Source organism: Marinobacter sp. S0848L, assembly GCF_023016065.1.
Classification (GTDB): Bacteria; Pseudomonadota; Gammaproteobacteria; order Pseudomonadales; family Oleiphilaceae; genus Marinobacter.
In genome coordinates this window covers 232,576-253,990 of record NZ_JALKAQ010000004.1, presented here as the reverse complement: position 1 = coordinate 253,990, position 21,415 = coordinate 232,576, and the positions used below count along the sequence as shown (strand labels likewise).

The 21,415-nt window shown below is 56.5% G+C and carries 23 protein-coding genes; 13 read left to right on the top strand and 10 right to left on the bottom strand.

All coding sequences use genetic code 11. The annotated features are described in order from the left end of the window. Positions 1 to 11: 11 nt before the first annotated feature. The 3 genes from ispA to MWU64_RS07645 are packed head-to-tail and all read right to left on the bottom strand — an operon-like array spanning position 12 to position 1,993. Complete coding sequence (gene ispA / locus MWU64_RS07655; protein WP_247063123.1) at positions 12 to 908, bottom strand: (2E,6E)-farnesyl diphosphate synthase; 897 nt, start codon at positions 906 to 908, stop codon at positions 12 to 14. Continuing rightward, positions 908 to 1,162 carry an exodeoxyribonuclease VII small subunit gene (locus MWU64_RS07650; protein ID WP_247063121.1) on the bottom strand — a complete coding sequence of 85 codons (255 nt, stop codon included), beginning with the start codon at positions 1,160 to 1,162 and terminating at the stop codon, positions 908 to 910. The genes ispA and MWU64_RS07650 overlap by 1 nt, the downstream gene beginning before the upstream one ends. A 57-nt stretch (positions 1,163 to 1,219) precedes the next feature. Next, positions 1,220 to 1,993 (bottom strand): NRDE family protein, encoded by a 774-nt coding sequence (locus MWU64_RS07645; RefSeq protein ID WP_247063119.1) that lies wholly within the window; start codon positions 1,991 to 1,993, stop codon positions 1,220 to 1,222. A 92-nt stretch (positions 1,994 to 2,085) separates the two neighbouring features. Between MWU64_RS07645 and MWU64_RS07640 the strand changes: the two genes are divergently transcribed. The 4 genes from MWU64_RS07640 (at position 2,086) to MWU64_RS07625 (ending at position 5,390) form a co-directional block, all read left to right on the top strand. Continuing rightward, positions 2,086 to 2,883, top strand: a complete 798-nt coding sequence (locus MWU64_RS07640) for a sulfite exporter TauE/SafE family protein (RefSeq protein ID WP_247063117.1) — start codon at positions 2,086 to 2,088, stop codon at positions 2,881 to 2,883. 10 nt (positions 2,884 to 2,893) lie between these two features. Further along, a complete protein-coding gene (lgt, locus tag MWU64_RS07635; RefSeq protein WP_247063108.1) occupies positions 2,894 to 3,682 on the top strand; it encodes a prolipoprotein diacylglyceryl transferase in 789 nt (262 codons plus the stop codon). Further along, a complete protein-coding gene (locus MWU64_RS07630) occupies positions 3,679 to 4,518 on the top strand; it encodes a thymidylate synthase (RefSeq protein WP_247063106.1) in 840 nt (279 codons plus the stop codon). The genes lgt and MWU64_RS07630 overlap by 4 nt, the downstream gene beginning before the upstream one ends. A 356-nt stretch (positions 4,519 to 4,874) precedes the next feature. Then, entirely contained in the window at positions 4,875 to 5,390 is a 516-nt protein-coding gene (locus MWU64_RS07625; RefSeq protein WP_247063104.1) for a dihydrofolate reductase, read from the top strand. 18 nt (positions 5,391 to 5,408) lie between these two features. Here MWU64_RS07625 and MWU64_RS07620 read toward each other — a convergent pair whose 3' ends face one another. After that, complete coding sequence (locus MWU64_RS07620) at positions 5,409 to 6,935, bottom strand: DEAD/DEAH box helicase (protein WP_247063102.1); 1,527 nt, start codon at positions 6,933 to 6,935, stop codon at positions 5,409 to 5,411. A gap of 195 nt (positions 6,936 to 7,130) precedes the next feature. Between MWU64_RS07620 and MWU64_RS07615 the strand changes: the two genes are divergently transcribed. After that, positions 7,131 to 7,919, top strand: a complete 789-nt coding sequence (locus MWU64_RS07615) for a thioesterase family protein (protein ID WP_247063095.1) — start codon at positions 7,131 to 7,133, stop codon at positions 7,917 to 7,919. A 17-nt stretch (positions 7,920 to 7,936) separates the two neighbouring features. On the opposite strand, the gene MWU64_RS07610 is transcribed toward MWU64_RS07615, so the two are convergent. After that, positions 7,937 to 8,836: a haloalkane dehalogenase gene (locus tag MWU64_RS07610; RefSeq protein ID WP_247063093.1), complete on the bottom strand. Its 900-nt coding sequence runs from the start codon at positions 8,834 to 8,836 to the stop codon at positions 7,937 to 7,939. Positions 8,837 to 8,998: 162 nt separating this feature from the next. Then, complete coding sequence (locus tag MWU64_RS07605; protein WP_247063091.1) at positions 8,999 to 9,358, bottom strand: hypothetical protein; 360 nt, start codon at positions 9,356 to 9,358, stop codon at positions 8,999 to 9,001. Positions 9,359 to 9,476: 118 nt separating this feature from the next. On the opposite strand from MWU64_RS07605, the gene MWU64_RS07600 reads away from it, so the two are divergent. After that, positions 9,477 to 10,568 (top strand): AI-2E family transporter, encoded by a 1,092-nt coding sequence (locus tag MWU64_RS07600; protein WP_247063089.1) that lies wholly within the window; start codon positions 9,477 to 9,479, stop codon positions 10,566 to 10,568. Between the two features lie 98 nt (positions 10,569 to 10,666). Further along, entirely contained in the window at positions 10,667 to 11,080 is a 414-nt protein-coding gene (locus MWU64_RS07595) for a peptidoglycan-binding domain-containing protein (RefSeq protein ID WP_247063087.1), read from the top strand. Positions 11,081 to 11,145: 65 nt separating this feature from the next. Here MWU64_RS07595 and ilvD read toward each other — a convergent pair whose 3' ends face one another. Beyond that, entirely contained in the window at positions 11,146 to 12,981 is a 1,836-nt protein-coding gene (ilvD, locus tag MWU64_RS07590) for a dihydroxy-acid dehydratase (protein ID WP_247063085.1), read from the bottom strand. Between the two features lie 151 nt (positions 12,982 to 13,132). On the opposite strand from ilvD, the gene MWU64_RS07585 reads away from it, so the two are divergent. Both MWU64_RS07585 and MWU64_RS07580 read left to right on the top strand, forming a co-directional pair. Next, positions 13,133 to 14,386, top strand: a complete 1,254-nt coding sequence (locus MWU64_RS07585; RefSeq protein ID WP_247063083.1) for an HDOD domain-containing protein — start codon at positions 13,133 to 13,135, stop codon at positions 14,384 to 14,386. A 44-nt stretch (positions 14,387 to 14,430) separates the two neighbouring features. Next, complete coding sequence (locus MWU64_RS07580; RefSeq protein WP_281496301.1) at positions 14,431 to 15,012, top strand: LON peptidase substrate-binding domain-containing protein; 582 nt, start codon at positions 14,431 to 14,433, stop codon at positions 15,010 to 15,012. Here the strand turns inward: MWU64_RS07580 and MWU64_RS07575 are convergent. Genes MWU64_RS07575 through MWU64_RS07565 form a run of 3 tightly spaced genes read right to left on the bottom strand, consistent with a single transcriptional unit; the run spans position 15,009 to position 18,459 of the window. Further along, the gene (locus tag MWU64_RS07575) at positions 15,009 to 16,460 is read right to left on the bottom strand and encodes a bifunctional DedA family/phosphatase PAP2 family protein (protein WP_247063076.1); all 1,452 of its coding nucleotides are present in this window, start codon (positions 16,458 to 16,460) and stop codon (positions 15,009 to 15,011) included. The two genes, MWU64_RS07580 and MWU64_RS07575, sit on opposite strands and share 4 nt — an antisense overlap. Next, positions 16,457 to 17,455: a GGDEF domain-containing protein gene (locus tag MWU64_RS07570; protein WP_247063074.1), complete on the bottom strand. Its 999-nt coding sequence runs from the start codon at positions 17,453 to 17,455 to the stop codon at positions 16,457 to 16,459. The genes MWU64_RS07575 and MWU64_RS07570 overlap by 4 nt, the downstream gene beginning before the upstream one ends. After that, positions 17,452 to 18,459, bottom strand: coding sequence for a GGDEF domain-containing protein (locus tag MWU64_RS07565; RefSeq protein ID WP_247063072.1), 1,008 nt, complete (start codon positions 18,457 to 18,459; stop codon positions 17,452 to 17,454). Before MWU64_RS07565 ends, MWU64_RS07570 begins: the two co-directional genes overlap by 4 nt. Before the next feature lie 143 nt (positions 18,460 to 18,602). Here MWU64_RS07565 and MWU64_RS07560 point away from each other — a divergent pair, with 143 nt between their 5' ends. The 4 genes from MWU64_RS07560 (at position 18,603) to rlmH (ending at position 21,407) form a co-directional block, all read left to right on the top strand. Next, on the top strand, positions 18,603 to 19,859 hold the full coding sequence (locus MWU64_RS07560) for a glutamate-5-semialdehyde dehydrogenase (protein ID WP_247063070.1): 1,257 nt from the start codon (positions 18,603 to 18,605) through the stop codon (positions 19,857 to 19,859). A gap of 3 nt (positions 19,860 to 19,862) precedes the next feature. Further along, positions 19,863 to 20,513 (top strand): nicotinate-nucleotide adenylyltransferase, encoded by a 651-nt coding sequence (nadD, locus tag MWU64_RS07555; protein ID WP_247063068.1) that lies wholly within the window; start codon positions 19,863 to 19,865, stop codon positions 20,511 to 20,513. Between the two features lie 70 nt (positions 20,514 to 20,583). After that, a complete protein-coding gene (rsfS, locus tag MWU64_RS07550) occupies positions 20,584 to 20,934 on the top strand; it encodes a ribosome silencing factor (RefSeq protein WP_247063066.1) in 351 nt (116 codons plus the stop codon). Positions 20,935 to 20,936: 2 nt separating this feature from the next. Next, a complete protein-coding gene (gene rlmH / locus MWU64_RS07545) occupies positions 20,937 to 21,407 on the top strand; it encodes a 23S rRNA (pseudouridine(1915)-N(3))-methyltransferase RlmH (protein WP_247063062.1) in 471 nt (156 codons plus the stop codon). The last annotated feature ends 8 nt before the right edge of the window (positions 21,408 to 21,415 follow it).

The window sequence follows — 21,415 nt, the reverse complement described above, 5'->3', positions numbered from 1 at the left end:
TCATACGAGTATCAGTGGTTTCTTGTGACCACGTAGTCAGCCATAGCTCTCAGCGGCTCTGCTTCTGCTCCGAAGCTATCCAGCGCCCGATGGGCTTGACTTAGCAAGGCGGCAAGATGCTCGCGGGCACCGTCAAGGCCCAGCAGTGCCGGGTAGGTCGGTTTTGCTTTGGCAGCATCGGAGCCCTGGCGTTTGCCGATGATGGCTGTGTCGCCTTCGATGTCCAGCAGATCGTCTTGCACCTGAAAGGCCAATCCCAGAGTCCGGGCATAGTTGGCCAGAGCCTCCCTTTGCTCTTGGCTCACCGTTGCAGAGGTTGAGGCGCCCAGATCAACACTGGCCTCAATCAGCGCGCCGGTTTTGTGGCGGTGCATTGTTTCAAGCTGATCGAGATTCAGCTTAATGCCGACGGACTCCAGGTCGATGGCCTGGCCGCCAACCATGCCAGCATGGCCGCTGGCCTGAGCCAGTTTGGTGATCATCGCAATCCGCTGCGTGTCGGTTAATTCGGGCGCACTGGCCAACAAGCTGAAGGCCAATGCCTGCAGGGCGTCACCCGCCAGAATGGCGCTGGCTTCGTCGAAAGCGATGTGGGCTGTCGGACGCCCCCGGCGCAGGTCATCGTCGTCCATGGCCGGCAGATCGTCGTGCACCAGTGAGTAGGCATGGATTAGCTCGAGTGCACAGGCGGGAACCAAGGCGGTTTCCTCATCGCTGCCAACTGCTCGCGCCGCGGCCAGACAAAGTGCCGGGCGAATGCGTTTGCCGCCACCCAGCACGCTGTAGCGCATGGTCTCTTGCAGGCGTTCAGACGCGGAATCTTGCCGGATACTGCGATCAAGTTCAGCATCGATGCGTTGGCGACATTGCTCAATGTAGTCAATCGCCAGAGCGGTGCGATCAGTCATCAGTGGTTATCATCCGCGGCGAAAGGGCGTGTTTCCAGGGAGCCGTCACTGTTCTGAATCAGTTGCTCAACCCGTTGTTCGGCCGATTTCAGAGCGCTTTGGCACTCGCGAGTGAGCTTTATGCCACGCTCGAACGCCGCCAAGGACTGTTCCAAAGGCAATTCGCCCTGTTCAAGATCCCGAACCAGCTTTTCCAGCTCGTCCAAAGATTTTTCAAAGTCGGCTATCGATGTTTTGTCTTTGTCACCGGCCATGGGCGTCCTCCGCTCCAATGTGTCAGGAAATGCGCGGATTATAACAGAGTCCCTGAGCTATCGCTGCCAGCGAAACTCTCGCTTTTCGAGCTCCTGCGCGAAGGGGCCCCACGACTGCTCTGTTACCTGTATTTCGCCCAGAGCCGACAGCGTTACGATGGTGGTTGCTCGGGTGCCGTAGTGCTCGCCACTGATAAACGGCGACGAAAGGAAGCGTTCGGTATCCAACCCTACGCCAGTGTCTGGTAGCTGGTTGTCGGGGGCCGGCGTGGTATCTTGTAGCACGGAAATCAGTTGGCTGTGCAGTGCGTTAGTATCAGCGCGAGCTGTGTCTATGGATTGGCCGACGGCCGTGCGCAGACGCAAAAGCTTGGGCCAGGGCGTTTGGAGTAGATGGTTGCTGAGGCCGTAGATGCCTCTGAATACTTGTCTTCCCGGATGGGCATCCCGATTGCTGTAATACCAGCCGCTGTCGGGGGATAGTGAAACCAGATTAAAGCCTGAATAGCGCCCGGGATCCGAGGCTAGCGTGTCTTTCAATTCCGGATAGGGCAGGCTGAGTGCTTTCAGGGGCAATTCACCTCGGCTGCAACGGCCTGCTTCCGGGCTGCCCTCGCGGACATTGGTGACGGCGGTTACCCGGCCGTCAGGTGCCACCGCCAGCCAGGTGCCACCGGATTCCAAATCCTGGCCTGCCAGAACCTTCTGCCCGTTGTCAGAGGTCCACCAGTCCATTGCTGCAGTGGGGCGGCGGTAAAATTCGTCACGATTGGCGGCAACAACCAAGGGATATTGGCGGCTTTGACCAATGGCGAAAACGATGGTGCACATAGCAGGTAATCATCCTTACTCTTCGGGGCTGCAGGGATTGGCAACAATGCGTATCATACCAGCCTGAATACTTCCCCGGACCCTTAACGATTATGACCCTGATTGGCGTACTTGTTCTGTACCTGTTGCTGGGTGCTCTTGCTGGCACTATGGCTGGCCTGTTTGGTATTGGTGGCGGTCTGGTGATCGTGCCCGTGCTGATCTTCAGTTTCAACTTTATGGAATTCAGCCCGGAGATTGCCGCGCATTTGGCGATTGGCACCTCGCTGGCGACCATTTTGTTTACCTCGATCAGTTCTATTCGCACCCATCATCAACACGGAGCGGTGCGTTGGGATCTTTTTCGTCCTATGACGGTCGGAATCATTGGGGGTGCTCTGTTGGGCGCTTGGACGGCTGCTATGTTAAGCGGGCCGTTCCTTGAAACGATCATTGGTGTGTTCGCTATTTTGGTCGCACTGAAGATGATTCTGGAGGTGAATCCCAAGCCGGGTCGGGACGTGCCGGGCACGGCTGGGTTGGGCGTGGCTGGTGGCTTCATTGGCTGGGCTTCTGCGATTTTTGGTATTGGTGGTGGTACGATTTCCGTGCCATATCTGACTTGGTCGAATGTACGTATGCAGCAGGCCGTTGCTACGTCCGCCGCTTGCGGTTTTCCGATAGCTCTGGCGGGAGCGTTCGGGAACATCTGGACAGGTTGGCAGCACCCAGAATTGCCGGCCATGAGTTTCGGTTTTATTTACTTGCCGGCGCTCATTGGTATTGTCGCCACCAGCGTCGTCTTCGCCCGATTGGGGGCCAAATTGGCACACCGCCTTGATGGCCGTCTTCTGAAACGAATTTTTGCCATTGTGCTGATTATTGTCGGCCTACGATTCCTGCTGAGTTAAGAGTCTGTCCATGTTGCAATACCCACAGATTGACCCGGTCGCAATCGCGATCGGCCCCCTTAAAATTCATTGGTATGGGCTGACCTATCTGGTTGGCTTTGCGGCCGCCTGGTGGCTGGGGAATATCCGTAGCCGCAAGCCTTGGTCACCGTTGAAGGAAGAGCAGGTCGGTGATCTGGTCTTTTACATGGCTCTGGGCGTTATCCTCGGTGGCCGTTTCGGGTACGTTGTGTTCTACAACTTCGATGCATTCATTGCGGACCCGCTGTGGCTGTTGCGCGTCTGGGAAGGCGGAATGGCGTTCCACGGTGGCTTGCTCGGTGTCATAGTCGCTATGGTGTGGTACGGCCGCAAAACCGGTGCCGGGTTCTGGCGAATCGCCGATTTCGTAGCGCCGTTGGTGCCCGTAGGCTTAGGTGCAGGCCGTGTCGGTAATTTCATTAACGGTGAGCTTTGGGGCAAGCCGACGGATTTGCCGTGGGGCATGGTGTTCCCGCAGGCTCAAGACGCATTGGCCCGTCACCCCTCACAGTTGTATCAGGTTGCGCTGGAAGGTGTGGCGCTGTTTGTCATCCTCTGGTGGTTCTCGGCGAAAGAACGGCCGAAAATGGCAGTCTCTGGCCTCTTCTTGCTGTGCTATGGCGTGTTCCGCTTTGTGGTCGAATTTGTTCGTTTGCCAGACGCGCACTTGGGGTATCTGGCCTTTGATTGGGTCACCATGGGTCAGGTGTTGTCGATGCCCATGATTATTGCTGGCGCTGCTTTGATTGCCATTGCTTACCGGAGAGACAAATCATGAAAGCTTACCTCGACCTGATGCAGGACGTAGTGGATAACGGGTTCGATAAAGGCGATCGCACGGGCGTGGGAACCCGTTCGGTGTTTGGCCGGCAGATTCGTTTCAATCTGCAGGAAGGCTTTCCGCTCGTCACTACGAAGAAAGTGCACTTGCGCAGCATTATTTATGAGTTGTTGTGGTTCCTCAAAGGCTCCACCGACAACAATTGGCTGAAAGAGCGCAAGGTGTCTATCTGGAACGAGTGGGCGTTGGAGAATGGCGATCTTGGGCCTATCTATGGCAAGCAGTGGCGTAGCTGGCAGTGCCACGATGGTGGTGTGATTGATCAGATCAGCGAGGTGATTGATCAGATCCGTAATAAGCCAAACTCTCGCCGCTTGATTGTTTCGGCCTGGAACCCGGCTGAGTTGCCGGATGAGTCTATTGGTCCGCAGGATAATGTGCGGGAAGGGCGCATGGCGCTGGCGCCGTGTCACTGTTTGTTCCAGTTTTATGTGGTGGATGGCAGGCTTTCTTGTCAGCTTTATCAGCGCAGCGCGGATTTGTTCTTGGGTGTGCCGTTCAATATTGCGTCTTATGCGTTGCTGACGCATATGATTGCTCAGCAGTGTGATCTGGATGTGGGTGAGTTTGTGCATACGTTTGGCGATTGTCATTTGTATCAGAATCACCTGACGGATGAGATTGTGTTTGAGCAGTTGAAGCGTGAGCCTCGAGCTTTGCCGAAGCTGGTGATTAAGCGTAAGCCTGATTCGATTTTTGATTACGAGTTGGAAGATTTCGAGTTTGAGGGGTATGACCCGTATCCGGGGATTAAGGCTCCTATTGCTATTTGACCTTTGCTTTCGTACTTGGGTGGTGGCAGATAGGCGGGGCAAGCTCTCCAAAAACCGCTCCTTCGGCACGTCCATGTGACGCTTCTGCTTCGCCATCCATGGCTACGCACATTTTTGGAGAGCTTGCCCCGCCTATCTGCTTAAGCATCTCAGTAAGCGCAGGGGGTCTTGGCCCTCAGGCATTTGGTCTGTGAGAAAGCAGCTCCCAGAGTATCGCTGCAAAGAGTGGACGGGGTTTTCAAAACTGTGCGGAGCCATGGATGGCGGAGCTCAAGCGCCACATGGATGTGCTCGAGCGTGTTTTGAAAACCCCGTCCACTCTTTGCTAACTCCGAACACTTTAGGAACTAACCAAAATGAGAAAAGCTCTAATCGTAGCCATGGCCCGAAACCGGGTTATCGGCCGGAACAACGCGCTGCCTTGGTACTTGCCGGGGGATTTGCGTTATTTCAAAGAAGCTACCATGGGTAAGCCCATTATCATGGGGCGGAAAACCTGGGATTCCATTGGTCGGCCGTTGCCGGGACGGATGAACGTGGTTATTTCCCGAAACCCGGAGTGGGAAGCGCCGGCAGGCACGGTGTCAGCCACATCATTGGATGCAGCACTGGTGAAAGCTGAAGCTCAGGCTGAGCTGGATGGTGGTGAAGAGGTGATGATTATTGGCGGTGGGCAGATCTACGCAGAAGCCCTGCCAATGGTCGATCGGATTTATATTACCCAAGTGCACGCCGAAGTGGACGGGGATGCTTACTTTCCGGAAGTGAACTGGGATGAGTGGGAAGAGATCGGACGCGAAGACTTCTCCGCGTCTGACAATAATCCGTACGACTACAGCTTTGTAGTCTATCAGCGTAACCGGTCGAGCTGACCGGTTACGCCAATCGGCTTATGAGCGCGGAGCGCGCTTGGGGCCGGATTTTCCGCCGGGCTTGCCGCCGCCAGGACGACCGCGACCGCCGTCTTTGCGGTAGCCGCCGGGCTTACCGTCTTTGCGGAAGTTGCCTTTACCGTGACCGCCTTTGCGGAAGTTGCCTTTGCCGGAAGGGCCGCCTCTGCGACGCGGAGGTGCAGATGACACTTCAGGCAGAGCTTCAGGCTGCTCGAGCGGCAGTGAGTCTGGCTGAGACGCTTCCATCCAGCATGCCAGTGCGCCGGCGACAGCAGTGATGTCCATGTCGTTGCGTTCGGCGATTTCGTCCAGCAGAGCAATGGCTTTGGCAGCGCGTGGATCGTCGGTGAAGCCCAGCAGTTGGGCTTCGAATTGCTCAACACGCATCTGCTGCAGCGCAGCCGGTGACGGCAGCTGGTACGGTTCCATGGGCGAGTTGGTGGCGCGCTCAAGGGTGCGCAACCAGCTACGCTCGCGCGGGGTGACCAGCAAGATGGCTTTACCGGTACGGCCAGCACGACCCGTACGCCCAACGCGGTGAATATAGGCTTCGGTGTCGTAGGGCACGTCGTAGTTGATCACGTGGGTGATTCTGGGGACGTCCAGACCACGGGCCGCTACGTCGGTGGCAATGATGATGTCTTTCTTGCCGCGTTTTAGATCTTCAACGGTTTGCTCACGCTGACGCTGGTTCAAATCGCCGCTCAAAGGCGCAACGGCGTGGCCGCGGGCGGACAGTTTTTCTGCGAGCAGTGTGGTTTCCGCTTTGGTGCGGACAAAGATGATCGACGCGTCGAACGGTTCTACTTCCAGGATGCGGGTCAGGGCGTCGAGCTTACGCTCGGCGTAAACCGGCAGTACAAACTGGGCAATACGCTCAACGGTGCGGGTTTCACTTTCAATGCGAACTTCCGTGGCGTTCTTCAGGTAGGTCTGGGCAACTTTCTTGATCTGCGGCGGCATGGTGGCCGAGAACAAAGCGCGCTGACAGTTCGGCGGTGTTTTGGACAGGATCGCCTCAACGTCGTCGATAAAGCCCATACGCAGCATTTCGTCGGCTTCATCGAGAACCAGAGCTCGCAGGTTTTCCAGTCTCAGAGTGCCTTTGCGCAGGTGATCCAGCATACGGCCGGGCGTACCCACGATAACCTGGGCGCCGCGCTTCAGGCCGCGAATTTGTGGCGCAAAGTCCTGGCCGCCGTAAATGGGCAGTACGTGGAACTGACGGAACTTGCTGGCGTAGGTGGTGAACGCCTCGGCAACTTGGATGGCCAGTTCCCGGGTAGGTGCCAGCACAAGAATCTGGGGTTGGGCAATGCTCGGGTCGATACGGCTCAGCAAGGGCAGGGCGAATGCTGCGGTTTTTCCGGTGCCGGTCTGGGCAACACCCAACAAATGGTTGCCGGCCATAAGGGCGGGAATGGATTGTGCCTGGATGGGCGATGGTGTTTCGTAGCCAACGGAGGATACGGCTTCCAGGACAGCTGGATCCAGCCCCAGTTCGGCAAAAGACAATTCTGACATGAATGTACTCGGTATTCGGAGGATATGACATTGCAAACGCAATGCATGATTTTCAAGGATTATAGTCGTTTTGTGGCGCTATTGACATATTTTATGCCGTAGGTCAGGTAGGTAGTTGCCGGGGCGGCTGTCTTGCCAGCTGTCGGGAACTTGGGCAATCTCTATTGTTTTCAGGCTAATGGTGGGAGAAAGGGTATGAAGTTTGATGAGCTTTTAGAGGGCGTACGCCAAGGCCAGGAGGTGGTGATACCCGCGAGTTGGGGGCAAGGGCGAGCGAGTTTTGGCGGCGTGGTTGCGGCACTGACCTATGAGGTAGTGGCCTCCAACGTGGCGCCCGGGCGATCCGTTCGTGCGATGCAGGTCTCTTTTGTCGGGCCGGTAGAAGCGGATGTTCCTGCGGTGTTTGAGGTAGAAGTGCTTCGTGAAGGAAAGGCCGCGTCACAAGTAACCGGGCGCATGGTTCAAAATGGCGAGCCTCGTTTGGTGTGTTTGGCGAGCTTTGGTGGTGATCGGGATTCGGTGGTTCAGGTGGCTCCGTTGGTCGGCCCCACAGCGAAACCGGTGGATGAATGTCAGGAGCTGCCTTACATTAAAGGCGTAACCCCGGAGTTTACCCAGCATATCGAAATGCGCTGGGCGTTCGGAAACATGCCGTTTTCCGGTAAAGGCGGGCGCGAGATGGGTGGCTGGATGCAGTTCAGGGACGTGCCGGAAGCGATGACGGATGCTCACATCATTGCATTGGCGGACGCATGGCCCCCGGCTATTCTACCCCACTTGAAAGTGCCGGCTCCGGCGAGCTCACTGAGCTGGAATCTGGAAATGATTCATCCAAGACCTGTGATCGCCCCCGGTGATTGGTTGTTGTACCGGGCTACGGTGGACCAAGCGGGTTCGGGCTACGGGCACACCCATGCGGGTATCTGGACGGCCAGTGGAGAGTTGATCGCACTGAGCCGGCAAGCGGTGACCGTGTTTGGTTGATGGGTGAATGGCTGCGTTCAGGCAGCCATTTCGTGTTTCAGGGCGTCGATAATGACTCTGGCAAATGAGTTGGGCGAGTCTTCCTGCAGGAAGTGCCCTCCCGGGAGCGTCATGTGCGGCTGCCCATACGCGCCCGGTATACGTCGCTGCATTTGGCGATCAACACCCCGGGTGATGGGGTCGCCGCTGCTGAAGCAGGTAATGAAGGGTTTACGCCACTTCTCGAGCTTGCGCCAGGCTTCGCGATTAGCCGCACTGACCTCGTCGGTATGCGAAGTGGGGATCAGCGCCGGGAAAGCTCGGGCACCGGCTTTGTGGTCGTCCCTTGGGAAGGGTGCTTCGTACGCAGCTAGCTCGTGCTTCGTCAATGTTCGTTCTGTGCCGAGTTGCACCATTTTGCTGACAGGAAACCAGGGGCTGTGGCTGGCGAAGGCTTTCCAGACTTTAAACGTTGTTGAAACCCGGGTGTCGCCGGTTGGCAGCATACCGTTTCCAACAATAATGCGGTTGAATCGGTCCGGATGGTCCGCCGCCAGTCGTAAGCCGAGCAAGGAACCCCAGTTTTGGCAAACCAGTGTGGCTCCCCGAATGTCCAAAGTTTCCAGCCAGCTGGACAGCCAGCGAAGATGATTGTCGTAGGAATAGTCACTGAAGGCGGCCGGCTTGTCGGATTTTCCAAAACCGATCAGGTCGGGAGCCAGAACCCGGTGCCCCGCCGCGGCGACAACCGGAATCATATGCCGATATAGATACGACCACGTGGGCTCGCCGTGCAACATGATCACGGGTGTTCCGTTTACCGGCCCCTCGTCCACGAAATGCATTCGCAGGCCGGGTTCGACCTCTTGATAATTCGGAAGAAACGGGTAATCCGGTAGGCCTTCGAAGCGTGCTTCGTCGGTTCTCAGGATACGCATGCCATCGACTATCCTAACTGATTGGGTGCGCGACTGTCGGATGACAATCTTAGGCATCCAGAATAGAACAGATGAAACGTTTGTTTGTTTGAGTTGCGTAACAGAGCGTTGTGAGTTTGAATCCGGGGTTGTCTTGTTGCGCCGTTTTGGTGCTCGGGGTTGTCAATCCGGGTCATCGTTCGGGTCGATCATGGGGCGCCGGTTGGATCGTTTGTCGTCCCAATCAAGTTCTTTTGGGTCATACCAGCCGATAGCATCCAATACTTTTTCCCGAGTGCGGGCCGAGAGGGTTGGCCAGAGCTCCTGGAAATCGTTCAATCCGATCTCGCGATAGCGCTGCTGTTTGCTGGTTAGTCGGCTGATGATTTTTGGAAGCTGCAGAGCTTCTCCCAACTGCCCGGGCACGAGCACCTCCTGGCCCATCACTTTACGGCGATGCATGCGGGCAGCGAGCACTCGTCGCAATTCGATGGCTGCGTCGAGTGCCGTCTCAATGCTGAAGTTTTCAGAAGGCAGTGGCATAACGAATTCAATGGTTGGTCAATAACCATCAACTATAACGCGAAGTTGGCTACAGTGGCCACGCTGTCGTGGTAGTCTTAGCTTCCCTTTGTACTCCTGTTTGTAGGTCTGAACTGATATGTACGCCAAGCTTGAAACACGAACTTTTCTGGCGATGCTGGTGGGCGTTTCGTTAGCATTCGTTCTGCTGATGAAGCCGTTCTTTGGCCCTATTTTTTGGGCTGTTGCAATTGCATTGATCTTTCACCCTGTGCAGCAGATCCTTCATAGGCGATTGGGTGACCGGCCCAATACCAATGCGTTGATCACGCTCTTTGTCTGTTTGGTGATCGTCGTTATCCCGGTTTTGATCCTCGGCACAGCGATGATCGGAGAAGGCGTCGGCATCTATCAGAAAATACAGGACGGCGAGATTCGCCCGGGCGAATACATTGATCAGGTCAATAAATCATTCCCGGCTATCCAGTCGCTTCTGGCGCAATTCGATATCAACGTTGCTGAGCTTAGGGACCGGGCGGTGAATGCCTTTTTGGGAGGCAGCCAGTTTCTGGCCAAACAGGCATTAGGGTTGGGGCAGAACACGTTCCAGTTCTTCCTCGGGCTTGCGTTGATGATTTATCTGGCGTTCTTTCTGCTTCGGGACGGCAGCAAGCTGGTTGAATTGATGATCAAGGCATTGCCGCTGGGCGATGAGCGAGAGCGTTTGCTGTTTGCGAAGTTTGCCGAGGTGACCCGGGCAACGGTTAAGGGCAACCTGTTGATCGCCATCGTTCAGGGCGCGCTGGGTGGAATTATTTTTGCGGCGCTCGGCATTACCGGTGCCTTGCTGTGGGGCGTGGTGATGGCGGTCGTGTCGTTGTTGCCTGCGGTTGGCGCTGCGATTGTCTGGGTGCCGGCGGCTATTTATCTGGCGGCGGTCGGCGATCTTGTCTCCGCGGTCGTGCTCACGGTGTTTGGTGTGGTGGTGATTGGTTTGGCTGATAATCTATTGCGGCCGATTTTGGTGGGGCGCGACACCAAATTGCCGGATTATCTGGTGCTGCTGTCAACGCTGGGCGGCATTGCCATGTTTGGTATTAACGGCTTTGTTATGGGGCCTTTGGTTGCGGCTTTGTTCATGGCGTTTTGGGGCATTTTTATCCGTGAGTTCAGTGAAGGGGCGGAAGAAGAGACGCAACAACGGAACAGCGAACACGGTTCTGAGGTGTAAAATATGTTACGGTTTTTGAAGTCGTAACTAGACTGTGCGCTACAACATAATAACGAAACAGGTACCTCAAGGTATCAGGAGTAAGGTAGGTGAGAACCATGAAAAAAGTTGCACGCCATTTCGGAAAATCGACGCTGCTGGTTGGAGCAATCACGATGGCGGGGCTGGCTTCGGCCGCTCAGGCTAACGACACGGTTGCCCTCAAACATGCGCTATATGGGGCTGGTTATAACATCACAAATGTTAGTCCGACCATGGACGACAACACGCGCGCAGAGTTGGTTCGCTTTCAGGAAGAACAAGGGTTGAAAGCCAACGGCATGGTCACTGAGGAAACGAAAAAGGTGCTGGGAATGGTTCCTGTCCGGCAGGCCGCCTCAACAAGTGTCAGCAGCGCCGCTCCGGCATCGGCCAAAACCGCTGAGCCAGCGAAAGCCGTTGCTGAACCGGCTACCAAGAAAGCTGAGAAAGCTGAAGAAGAGGAAGACGACGATACTTGGTCGCTCTGGTGAGCTGCCCGTCTGATCTAAAAAAGCCCGGCTCTTAATGATCCGGGCTTTTTTGTTGGCGGGGCGGGTCAGTCCAGTTTGGATGTGTCTCTGACTGCACCTTTGTCGGCACTGGTTGCCAGCAGGGCGTAGGCCTTAAGTGCGGACGAAACCTTGCGTTCTCTGGGCTGCTCCGGCTTCCAACCTTTGGCGTCACGCTTGCGGCGACGTTCGCTTAGTTCGTCATTGCTCAGCTGAACGTTGATCGAGCGGTTCGGGATGTCGATCAGAATCGTGTCACCGTCTTCAATCAGACCAATGGCACCGCCGGCCGCCGCTTCGGGAGAGGCGTGGCCGATAGACAAGCCAGAGGTACCGCCCGAGAACCGGCCATCGGTCAACAACGCACACTCTTTACCCAGCCCTTTGGATTTCAGATAGCTGGTGGGGTAGAGCATTTCCTGCATGCCGGGGCCACCGCGAGGGCCTTCGTAGCGAATGATCACCACATCGCCAGACTTGACTTCATCGTTGAGAATGCCGGCGACGGCGGAGTCCTGACTTTCAAACACCTTGGCCTTACCTTCGAAGACAAAAATGCTTTCATCAACACCGGCCGTTTTCACCACGCAGCCGTCCAGGGCGATGTTGCCGTAAAGCACGGCAAGGCCGCCTTCGGATGAGTAGGCGTTTTCAACTGAGCGGATGCAGCCGTTTTCGCGGTCACCGTCGAGGCTTGGCCAGCGAGTGCTCTGGCTGAACGCGGTCTGGGTCGGGATACCCGCTGGGCCGGCTTTGTAGAATTCGATCACTTCAGGCGTGGGCGACTGCATGACGTCCCATGTTTGCAGGGCTTCTTTCATGGTCTTGCTGTGAACGGTTGGCAAATTGGTGTTGATCAACCCGCCACGGTCCAGTTCGCCCAAAATCCCCATGATGCCACCGGCGCGGTGAACGTCTTCCATGTGGTATTTCGGAGAGTTTGGCGCCACTTTACACAGCTGAGGCACCTCCCGGGACAAGCGGTCGATGTCTGCCAGATCGAAGTTCACCTCGCCTTCCTGAGCGGCAGCAAGCAGGTGCAGAATGGTGTTGGTTGAACCACCCATGGCGATATCCATAACCATGGCGTTCTTGAACGCTTCCAGTGAGGCGATGCTGCGCGGCAGAACACTGTCGTCATCCTGCTCGTAGTAACGCCGGGTGTTTTCAACAATCTGGCGGCCGGCCTTCAGGAACAGTTGTTCGCGGTCTGCGTGGGTGGCCAGCATCGAGCCGTTACCTGGCAGCGCCAAGCCAATGGCTTCGGCCAGACAGTTCATGGAATTGGCGGTAAACATGCCGGAGCAGGAGCCGCAAGTCGGGCAGGCACTGCGCTCGTATTCGGCCACTTTCTCGTCGCTGGCGGTCGGGTCGGCGGCGATCACCATGGCATCGACCAGATCAAGCTTGTTTTCGGACAGCTTGGTCTTACCGGCTTCCATCGGTCCGCCGGAAACAAAAATAGCGGGAATGTTCAGACGCAGGGCGGCCATCAGCATGCCCGGAGTGATTTTGTCGCAGTTGGAAATACACACCAGCGCATCGGCGCAATGCGCGTTGGCCATGTACTCGACCGAGTCGGCGATGATTTCACGGGACGGCAGGGAGTACAGCATGCCGTCGTGCCCCATGGCGATACCGTCATCAACCGCGATGGTGTTGAATTCTTTGGCAACACCGCCGGCTTCTTCAATTTCGCGGCAGACCAGCTGGCCCAGATCTTTCAGGTGAACATGACCCGGTACAAACTGGGTGAACGAGTTAACAACGGCAATGATGGGTTTGCCGAAATCCTCATTTTTCATACCGGTTGCACGCCATAGGGCGCGAGCTCCAGCCATGTTCCGGCCGGCTGTCGATGTGTGCGAACGATACTGGGGCATGATGTGCTTTCTCTCCCGATTGATCTTGTTAAGGCTATAGTTAAAGCAGTCGATACCAGAGGATACCAGATTCGGCGCGTTCGCATGGCTGTTTTGGCCGTGTGTGATTACAATGTGTAACAACGGTATTCATTATTTCGAGAGTTTGTTTATGGGAAGCCAGGAACGGCTAACGCTTCGTCGATTGAAAGACTTCAACCCCCTTGGCCGGCTGACAGACGGGCAGTTGGTGGTATTGGCCAACCGCGCCGAGCGCCGCGCCTTTAAACGGGGGGCGAAAATCCTCGAACGTGGCGTGCGGGACGGGTTGGATTACTTTTTGATTTCCGGCTCGGTGCAGTTGGCGTCTCATGATGGCCGGCATTCGGAAATTCAGGCCGGGACAGACAAGGCGGTTAACCCGATTGCCCGGCTTCAGCCCAGAATGTATGACGTCAAGGCATTGGAACCGTGTGAGTTTCTGGTGGTTGAGCAGGAAACCCTCAATCAGCTATTGCGCGATGCACCTGTGACGCAGGATGGCATTGCGTCAACACTCGATGAAGTCGGGCAAAGCGAAGAGCACCAGTTGTTGATGGAGTTCTATGCGGAGCTGCGGTCGAATCAGTTACAACTGCCGAGTGTGCCGGACGTCGCCTGGAAAGTTCGCCGGCTTGTTGAGCGCGAAGAAACCGGTGCAACCGAGGTGGCTGGCGCTGTGTCGGCTGATCCGGCGATGGCGGCGAAACTGGTTCGGGCCTGTAACAGTCCGTTGTACCGAGGCTTCAGCGACGTTCGAAGTGTGCAGGAAACAGTGGTTCGCTTGGGCATGAGAACCACGCGGCAGTTGGTGACAGTGTTTGCCATGCGCGAGGTGTTCAAGTCTCAGCAACCCGTGTTGAAGAAAGAGATGGAAGCCTTGTGGCAGCATTCGCGCGAGGTGGCTGCCTTGTGTTGGGTGTTGGCCGACCACGCCACTGGCGTGAACCCGGAAGAGGCGATGCTGGCCGGGCTGTTGCACGATGTTGGCGTGGTGCCGGTGCTGGTGCAGGCTGAGAAGCATGTCAATCTGTTTGCAGACGAAAAGAACCTGCAGCATGCGATCACGGAGCTGCGGGCCGATGTCAGTTGTGCGGTTCTGGAGAACTGGTCGTTCCCTAAAAATTTCATCGAAGCGGCCCGCTATGCCGAAGATTGGAGCTATGAGTGCCGCGAACCTTCGCCGCAGCTTGTGGATATTGTGATTGTCGCGCAAATGCACGCCCTGATTGGTTCCAGTAAGAGCTCCGGCCTGCCGGCTTTTGATCAGGCACCCGCCTGGCGTCGTCTGGGTGAGCTGGAGCTCAACGCATCCCGCAGTCTGCAAGTGCTCAGTGAAGCGCGCGATCGGGTAAATGAAGCTCAGAAGCTTTTGTCTGGCCGTTAAATTAACACGCAATCGGGGTCTGCTTTGCAGTGATTGAAACCCATATGAATGTGCCTATATTTCCGCTGAATTCCGTTGTTTTGCCGCAAGGGCGCATTCCGTTGCAGCTGTTTGAGCCTCGATACATCGACATGTTGAGCCGATGCCTGAAAGAAGATCGCGGATTCGTCATTGTGCTCTTGCAGGACGGCCCCGAAACTTCACGAACGGCGGCCTTTTACGACATCGGCACCTACGTGCGCATCATCGACTTCCAGCAGCTGGACAACGGATTGTTAGGCATTACGGTGGAAGGCGAGAGCAAGGTGACGGTGGTTCGCACCTGGCGACAAGCAGACGGTTTGAATCTGGGTGACGTGGAGTTCTTGATGGCGGAGGCCGAGAGCGATGTGCCCGAACGTTACCATGAGTTGCCGTCGGTACTCAGGGCTTTGTTCAGGCACCCCGCAATACAGAACCTCGACATGAAAGTGGACTTCGACGACGCGCGCCATGTCGGGTGGCGCCTTACCGAATTGTTGCCGCTGGACACTCCTGAAAAACAACGTTTGGCCGAGCTGCAGGATCCGCTGGAGCGTCTCGACCGGCTGCAACGATTGCTGGAAGCGCTTGACGGTGAAGGTTAAAGCTTCGGTGCGTAGCTCTGCATGGCGAGAGCCCACTGCTCGCTGATGTAAAAAACGCTAAACACCAGCCAGATGACGAGAGCAATCCAAGATACGGCCTCAGCCTTGATCGGAACCCGGTCATAGCGGCTATAGCTTGCTCTGATAATTCCGGTAATCGCCAGGCCCAGAAAAAATCCCCCCACAACATCCGTGAACCAGTGTACTCCGAGGTAGAGCCGGCTGACGGCTATTGGAATCATTGGTAACGATAGCAGGACATAGCTTTGCCAGCGCTGCTTCTGGGCGTTTTCGCCGGCGATAAAGCTGGCCGCCAGCGTCACCAGAACCGTCGCGCCGGCCGTGTGGCCGCTTGGAAAAGCGCCAGACTCAGGGGGGCTGAGCACGTGGTCCGGGCGGCTTATGCCAATGCCGGCCTTGAGCAGCCAGACACTGACAATGGTTAGCAGCGCTGCGACGACAATGTGGATGGCGGCCGCGTAGTAACCTCGGAAAACAAGGCATGCTGTGGCCAAAACGGCCGCTGCGACTAAAACGGGCGGATCGCCGGCCAGCGTAAAAGCGATCATTGGCAGGTCTAGTAGCGGCTGCCGGAGCAATTGAAACCATTCACTGACCAGCTGATTCAGCAAGAACAAGTGGCCGCTCAGTGTGACCAGCTGGGCGAGAACCAGGAAGAGTGCCAAGGCCGTGGTGGCCATCATCAGAGACGGCAGCGGAAATTCGCCGCGACGAGCAGGGCGGGCGCTCGTGTATAAACGCCAGAACCGGTGGGTGGCGTCGTAGGCGGCCATTCGTGCTTCCAGCCAGTGATAAAGGCGGCTGCCTTCACCAAGGCCTAGTCGCATCCGAAGGGCAACGAGATAGACGACCAGCAATGCCGCGCCACTGATGCCAAGAACCAAATAAAAATGGGGCGGTGGTTTGATACCGGTCGCGAGTGCTGCACCAACAAGATAGCCGGGCAGGATGTAAGTCAATGCCCATCCAACCGCGGACAGCAGATTAAATACAATGAACCGTTGCCAGGGCATGTAGAAGGCGCCGGCAATCAAGGGAATGATCGGGCGTATCGGGCCGACAAAACGCCCGATAATGACGCTTTTCCCGCCGTGAGCGTGGAAAAACGTTTCCCCGCGGGCTAACAGTTTCGGGTAGCGGCTCAAAGGCCAAACCGAATGCAAACGCCCCTTAAGCAAACGGCCGATGGCAAAGCTCAGCACATCGCCCGCCACAGCGCCTACACCCGCCCACACCAAGGCTTCCGCCAGGGGCATGCCAGATTTGCCGGCTAAAGCTGCAAACGCAAACAGCATGGCCACGCCGGGTACAATAATGCCCGCGACAGCGAGAGATTCAATAAAGGCCGTTGCCGCCAGAGCCAGCGCCAGCCACCCCGGGTTGGCGGCAACCCATGCGGTTGCCTCGTTAAGCCAGGTTTCAGTCATGCTTTAACAGGTTCTCCGGGGCTAAACCAGGCCGAGTTGGCACCTCTTGTACGGGCTTCTTCCATGGCACTTGTCGCGCGGGAGCGCAATGAATAAGTGCTGGTGTCGCCATTCCCGCGGGTGGTGCAGCCCAGGCTAACGGATACTTTGCCAACTTCCGGCCAGTCGTGCTCAACGAGGTTGCGGCGAATGCGTTCGGCGATCACCCGCACGCCTTCCTCTGGTGTGAACGGCAGGATCAGGAAGAACTCGGATTCGTTGACGGTGTAGAGGGTATCGCCGGTTCGAATGGTTTCGAACAGATGCTCGGTCATATTCTTGAGTAAAGTCTGCAGCCCGGTTTTGCTGTGCAAATCCCGAACTTCTTCTGCGTGGTTCAGGCCGATGCTGACAACAGACAGCGGGTGTCCGGTGGCAATGGCGCGGCTGATTTCTTTTTGCAGGGTTTCATCAAGAAAACGGGCGTTGTGAGCGCCGGTAACGGGATCGGTCGTGGAAAGGTTTTGCGCAGACTGAGCCATGTAGTCGTAACCCCAGATATAGAAGCCCACCACTGCCAGCATGAGAGCCAACCCCGAGCTGGAAATCAGCGCGTCAGCGAGCGGTTGCCTGAACCACAAGGATATCGACACGGTTGCGACTAATAGCGCCGACAGCGCGAGTCCTTGTCGCAGCGGCAAGATCGTCAGGTTAAGCACCAGTAGCGGCATGGCCCAGTGGCTGATACCCGGCGCGTCAAGCGTTAAGCAAGAAACGAATAGTCCAATGTTCAGAAGACTGAGAATGACCAGGTGCCCCGGGGCCGACAGCTGCTGGCGGCGGGACACCAAGGTATAGACCAGGCCTGCGAACAGCAGTGTCGCCATCATCAATGCGAGATAAAACAGCTGGTAAAAGCCATAGCGCAGATTCTGAAATGCCAGCGCACTGATAAAAATGGCCGACAACGTGTAAGCCGTGCTGTGTGACCAGGTTCGTAGCCGGGTTTCGGTCATTGGGCGGCTCCCTTGGTTTCTGCAAGGTCACTGGGCACCGGATTGCTGTAGGTCTGCGTGCGGTTGCCACCTTGCTGTTGGGCGCGCCGCAGGGCATTGGACGCACTGATTTGCAAGCTGTCGGCATCGTCGCCAATGTTGAGGCCGGCAACGCCAGCGCTGACGGTCAGCTTCAGGCCGTGAGAGGCCATCAACGTGCAGAGGCCATTGCGGATGCGGTCTGCGGTATCTGCCGCTTCCGCCGTATTGGTGCCCGGCAGTATTGCCAGAAACTGTAAATCAGCCATGCGGTAATAGGTGTCGAAATCCCGAAGCTGAGAGTGCAGATAACGCCCGATACGGGGCAGAATCGCACTGATGTCGGCATCTGGCGCGGTGTCGCTCAGGTGAGTGTCCAGCCCGATCGCCATGGCCGAAAGGTGCGTACCTTCCCGTTCGCTGCGCTGTATTTCTTTGTGTAGATCCGCCGACAAGTACTCTCGGCTAGCCGCTTGAGTCAGCTGGTCGGTGCGCCGTAATGGCTTGAGTTGACGGTCTTTGTATTTTTGCAAAAAGATCAGGATGGCCCCGAGCAGTGTCGAGAGCACAAAGGCGCTGATCATCTGGTGCCGGTCGGGTAGTGTGATAAGCCATTGGGTGCTGGACATTATTAAGATAGCGCCAACGATGGTGATAATGGTTGCCAGATAGGCCGGAACAAAACCGAAAGTGATCAGGGGCAGGGCGTACAACCAGTGGCTCAACGCCCAGGGGCCGCGCCATAGTGCGGTAAACAGGGCTAAGTTCAGGGTAACAAAAAACAGGATGCGCAGCTGTGGCCACGGCATAGATTGTCTGCGGCGGTTGCCGTGCATGCCGGTCAGAAACAAACCCGCGGTGGACGCCGCCGCGGCTGCCGCTAGTGGTTCTCGCAAAGCGGCAAAGCCCATCGCGGTCAGCGCCAGAACGACAAAGCCTATCCTCGAGAGTTTGCTGGGCAGAAATTTTTCAGCCAACTGGGGCATGGTGACAGTCCTATACCGGCACATCCGTTGAATATTAAATCTTGTGCAGCGGTATAATAGTCGTTTGGGGTGCGGACTTGAAACGGGAAAGGTAAAGTAACCCACCGGTTTTAGATTCAGCTTGCAAATAAAAAGGTAAATCAATGAACGTTGCAGCGTACATGACGCAGCTGGGCCAGCAGGCTCGGGCCGCCGCGCGAGAAGTTGCCAGATCGTCAACGGACGTGAGAAATCACGCGCTTTCAGCCACCGCAGACGCACTTGATCGGGCCCGGTCGGAGCTTGCGCAGGCCAATCAGAAAGATCTGGAGAACGGGCGGGCCAACGGGTTGGATGCTGCGATGCTGGACCGGTTAGAGCTGACCTCAGCCCGCATCGACACAATGATCGAAGGGTTGAAGCAAGTGGCGACCTTGCCCGACCCGGTGGGTGAGATTACGGATATGAACTATCGTCCGTCGGGTATTCAGGTGGGTAAAATGCGAGTGCCTCTGGGGGTGATCGGCATTATTTACGAGTCGCGCCCGAACGTGACCGTTGAAGCCGCCAGCCTGTGTCTGAAATCCGGCAATGCGACCATTCTTCGCGGCGGCTCTGAAGCCATCCACTCCAATCAAGCCGTGGCCGCGTGTATTGCTCAGGGGTTGGCGGCGGCAGGCTTGCCTGAAACCGCCGTCCAAGTCGTTGAAACCACAGATCGGGATGCCGTGGGCGAATTGATTACCATGCCGCAGTATATCGATGTCATTGTACCTCGGGGCGGGAAGGGCCTGATTGAACGTATCTCCCGGGATGCCAAAGTGCCGGTGATCAAACACCTCGATGGCGTGTGCCACGTCTACATCGACAGCCACGCTGATCCCGAAAAGGCTCTGAAAGTTGCCATCAATGCCAAGACCCATCGCTACGGCACCTGCAACACCATGGAAACCCTGCTGGTGGACGTGGAAATTGCCGAAGACCTGTTGCCGTTGCTGGCGGCAGAATTTAAAGCGAAAAGCGTGGAACTGCGGGGCTGTGAGCAAACGCAAAAGATTCTCCCGGGCATAGTTGCCGCGAGTGAAGAGGATTGGCACGAAGAGTACCTTGCGCCGATTCTCGCAGTGCGGGTTGTAACGGGGTTGGACGGGGCTATAGACCACATCAACTGCTACAGTTCTCAGCATACCGAAAGCATCATTACCGAAAACTACACAAGAGCCCGCCGTTTCCTGACCGAAGTAGACTCCAGTTCGGTGATGGTCAACGCCTCGACACGGTTTGCTGACGGGTTCGAATATGGGCTGGGCGCCGAGATCGGTATTTCCACCGACAAGATCCATGCCCGTGGCCCGGTTGGGCTGCATGGTTTGACGTCTCAGAAATACGTAGTCTTTGGTGATGGTCACATCCGGGCCTGATTGATGTACGTTATCTACGGCGGCACCTTCGACCCGATCCACCACGGACACCTGCGTTTAGCGCTCGAGGTAGCTGAAGTGCTGCAGGTGCCGCAGGTGAATCTGGTGCCCTGCCACATTCCACCTCATCGTGGTGATACCGGTGCAAGCTCCGCTCAGCGGCTCGAGATGATCGCTCTTGCGATAGAGGGTGAAGCAAAATTGCGTGTGGATGATCGGGAATTGCGGCGCGCCGGGGCATCGTATACTGCCGATACGTTGCGACAACTGCGACAGGACATTGGCCCCGACGAGCCTTTGGTGATGCTGGTCGGCACCGATGCCTTCGCCAGTTTTGATCGGTGGCGTGAGTGGCAGGACATTCCCGCCCTGGCGCACATCATTGTGGTTAAACGCCCCGGGTCGGATTTACCCGAGGGTAGTGTGGCCAAACGCTTGCTTGAAGAACATCGTGCCGCCACGGCAAAAGATCTGTGCCAGGCGCCTGCGGGCAAGATTCTTGAGTTTGATGCACCGTTAATTGAGATATCCGCAACCGGGATCCGTCAGCGAATTTCATGCGGGCATTCACCACGTTACCTGTTGCCCGATTCTGTCTTGCAGAGAATTCATGAGCACGGCCTGTACGGTGCCTGCCCCGACAGAAACTTTTAGTGCTACAATCGCGCTTGAATATCACTAATCGGGCGGCCATCTGGGCCAGCGCCCGGAACACAGGGTAATTATGCAGGCAGAACAACTGAAAGATCTGGTCGTAAACGCGCTGGAAGACATCAAAGCGCAAGACATCAGCGTGGTTGATGTTCGTGATCGTACCAGCGTTACTGATTTTATGGTTCTCGCATCGGGTACCTCCAGCCGACACGTGAAATCATTGGCTGATTCCGTGGTTATCGAAGCCAAAGAGCAAGGCATGCGGGCGAATAACGTAGAAGGTGCGCCGGGCAGTGACTGGATTCTTGTCGATCTGGGCGATGTGGTTGTGCACTTGATGATGCCAGCGGCCCGGGAATTCTACGATCTGGAACGCTTCTGGCGTGATGCTCCGGACGCTGGTGCGGCAGGCAGCGAATAATCATGCGCCTGCGATTGATCTGCGTGGGGCAGAAGATGCCCGACTGGGTCACTGCTGGGTATAACGATTATGCGCGCCGGATGCCACCGGAGCTGCCCCTCGAGTTGACTGAAGTTGCCATGCCTCACCGCGGCAAAAACCCTGATATCCCAAGACTTATGCAGCGTGAAAGCGATTCGATCCTTTCCGCTGTAGGGCAGCGGGATCGGGTGGTTGCGTTGGAAGTGGGCGGGCGGCCGTGGTCAACGGAAAAACTTGCCAGCCAGCTGGAGCGCTGGCAGCAAGATGGCCAGGACGTGTCTTTTCTGGTGGGTGGCCCGGATGGCCTCGCCGACGCTTGCCGGCAGCGGGCCGATCAACAATGGTCACTTTCCCCCCTTACCTTACCTCACCCTTTGGTGCGTATTCTGCTGGCTGAGCAGCTGTACCGTGCCTGGTCGATCACACGTAATCATCCATACCACCGGGCCTAGGGCGAGCT

Bases quoted from the DNA above. Each gene is read 5' to 3' on its own strand.
- MWU64_RS07570 (WP_247063074.1), bottom strand. From the start codon at position 17,455: ATGACCGAAACCCGGCTACGAACCTGGTCACACAGCACGGCTTACACG.
- MWU64_RS07605 (WP_247063091.1), bottom strand. From the start codon at position 9,358: ATGCCACTGCCTTCTGAAAACTTCAGCATTGAGACGGCACTCGACGCA.
- MWU64_RS07620 (WP_247063102.1), bottom strand. From the start codon at position 6,935: ATGTCAGAATTGTCTTTTGCCGAACTGGGGCTGGATCCAGCTGTCCTG.
- MWU64_RS07600 (WP_247063089.1), top strand. From the start codon at position 9,477: ATGTACGCCAAGCTTGAAACACGAACTTTTCTGGCGATGCTGGTGGGC.
- MWU64_RS07585 (WP_247063083.1), top strand. From the start codon at position 13,133: ATGGGAAGCCAGGAACGGCTAACGCTTCGTCGATTGAAAGACTTCAAC.
- MWU64_RS07610 (WP_247063093.1), bottom strand. From the start codon at position 8,836: ATGCGTATCCTGAGAACCGACGAAGCACGCTTCGAAGGCCTACCGGAT.
- MWU64_RS07575 (WP_247063076.1), bottom strand. From the start codon at position 16,460: ATGACTGAAACCTGGCTTAACGAGGCAACCGCATGGGTTGCCGCCAAC.
- MWU64_RS07615 (WP_247063095.1), top strand. From the start codon at position 7,131: ATGAAGTTTGATGAGCTTTTAGAGGGCGTACGCCAAGGCCAGGAGGTG.
- MWU64_RS07650 (WP_247063121.1), bottom strand. From the start codon at position 1,162: ATGGCCGGTGACAAAGACAAAACATCGATAGCCGACTTTGAAAAATCT.
- lgt (WP_247063108.1), top strand. From the start codon at position 2,894: ATGTTGCAATACCCACAGATTGACCCGGTCGCAATCGCGATCGGCCCC.
- MWU64_RS07630 (WP_247063106.1), top strand. From the start codon at position 3,679: ATGAAAGCTTACCTCGACCTGATGCAGGACGTAGTGGATAACGGGTTC.
- nadD (WP_247063068.1), top strand. From the start codon at position 19,863: ATGTACGTTATCTACGGCGGCACCTTCGACCCGATCCACCACGGACAC.
- rlmH (WP_247063062.1), top strand. From the start codon at position 20,937: ATGCGCCTGCGATTGATCTGCGTGGGGCAGAAGATGCCCGACTGGGTC.
- MWU64_RS07595 (WP_247063087.1), top strand. From the start codon at position 10,667: ATGAAAAAAGTTGCACGCCATTTCGGAAAATCGACGCTGCTGGTTGGA.
- MWU64_RS07580 (WP_281496301.1), top strand. From the start codon at position 14,431: ATGAATGTGCCTATATTTCCGCTGAATTCCGTTGTTTTGCCGCAAGGG.
- MWU64_RS07625 (WP_247063104.1), top strand. From the start codon at position 4,875: ATGAGAAAAGCTCTAATCGTAGCCATGGCCCGAAACCGGGTTATCGGC.
- MWU64_RS07645 (WP_247063119.1), bottom strand. From the start codon at position 1,993: ATGTGCACCATCGTTTTCGCCATTGGTCAAAGCCGCCAATATCCCTTG.
- MWU64_RS07640 (WP_247063117.1), top strand. From the start codon at position 2,086: ATGACCCTGATTGGCGTACTTGTTCTGTACCTGTTGCTGGGTGCTCTT.
- MWU64_RS07560 (WP_247063070.1), top strand. From the start codon at position 18,603: ATGAACGTTGCAGCGTACATGACGCAGCTGGGCCAGCAGGCTCGGGCC.
- ilvD (WP_247063085.1), bottom strand. From the start codon at position 12,981: ATGCCCCAGTATCGTTCGCACACATCGACAGCCGGCCGGAACATGGCT.
- rsfS (WP_247063066.1), top strand. From the start codon at position 20,584: ATGCAGGCAGAACAACTGAAAGATCTGGTCGTAAACGCGCTGGAAGAC.
- MWU64_RS07565 (WP_247063072.1), bottom strand. From the start codon at position 18,459: ATGCCCCAGTTGGCTGAAAAATTTCTGCCCAGCAAACTCTCGAGGATA.
- ispA (WP_247063123.1), bottom strand. From the start codon at position 908: ATGACTGATCGCACCGCTCTGGCGATTGACTACATTGAGCAATGTCGC.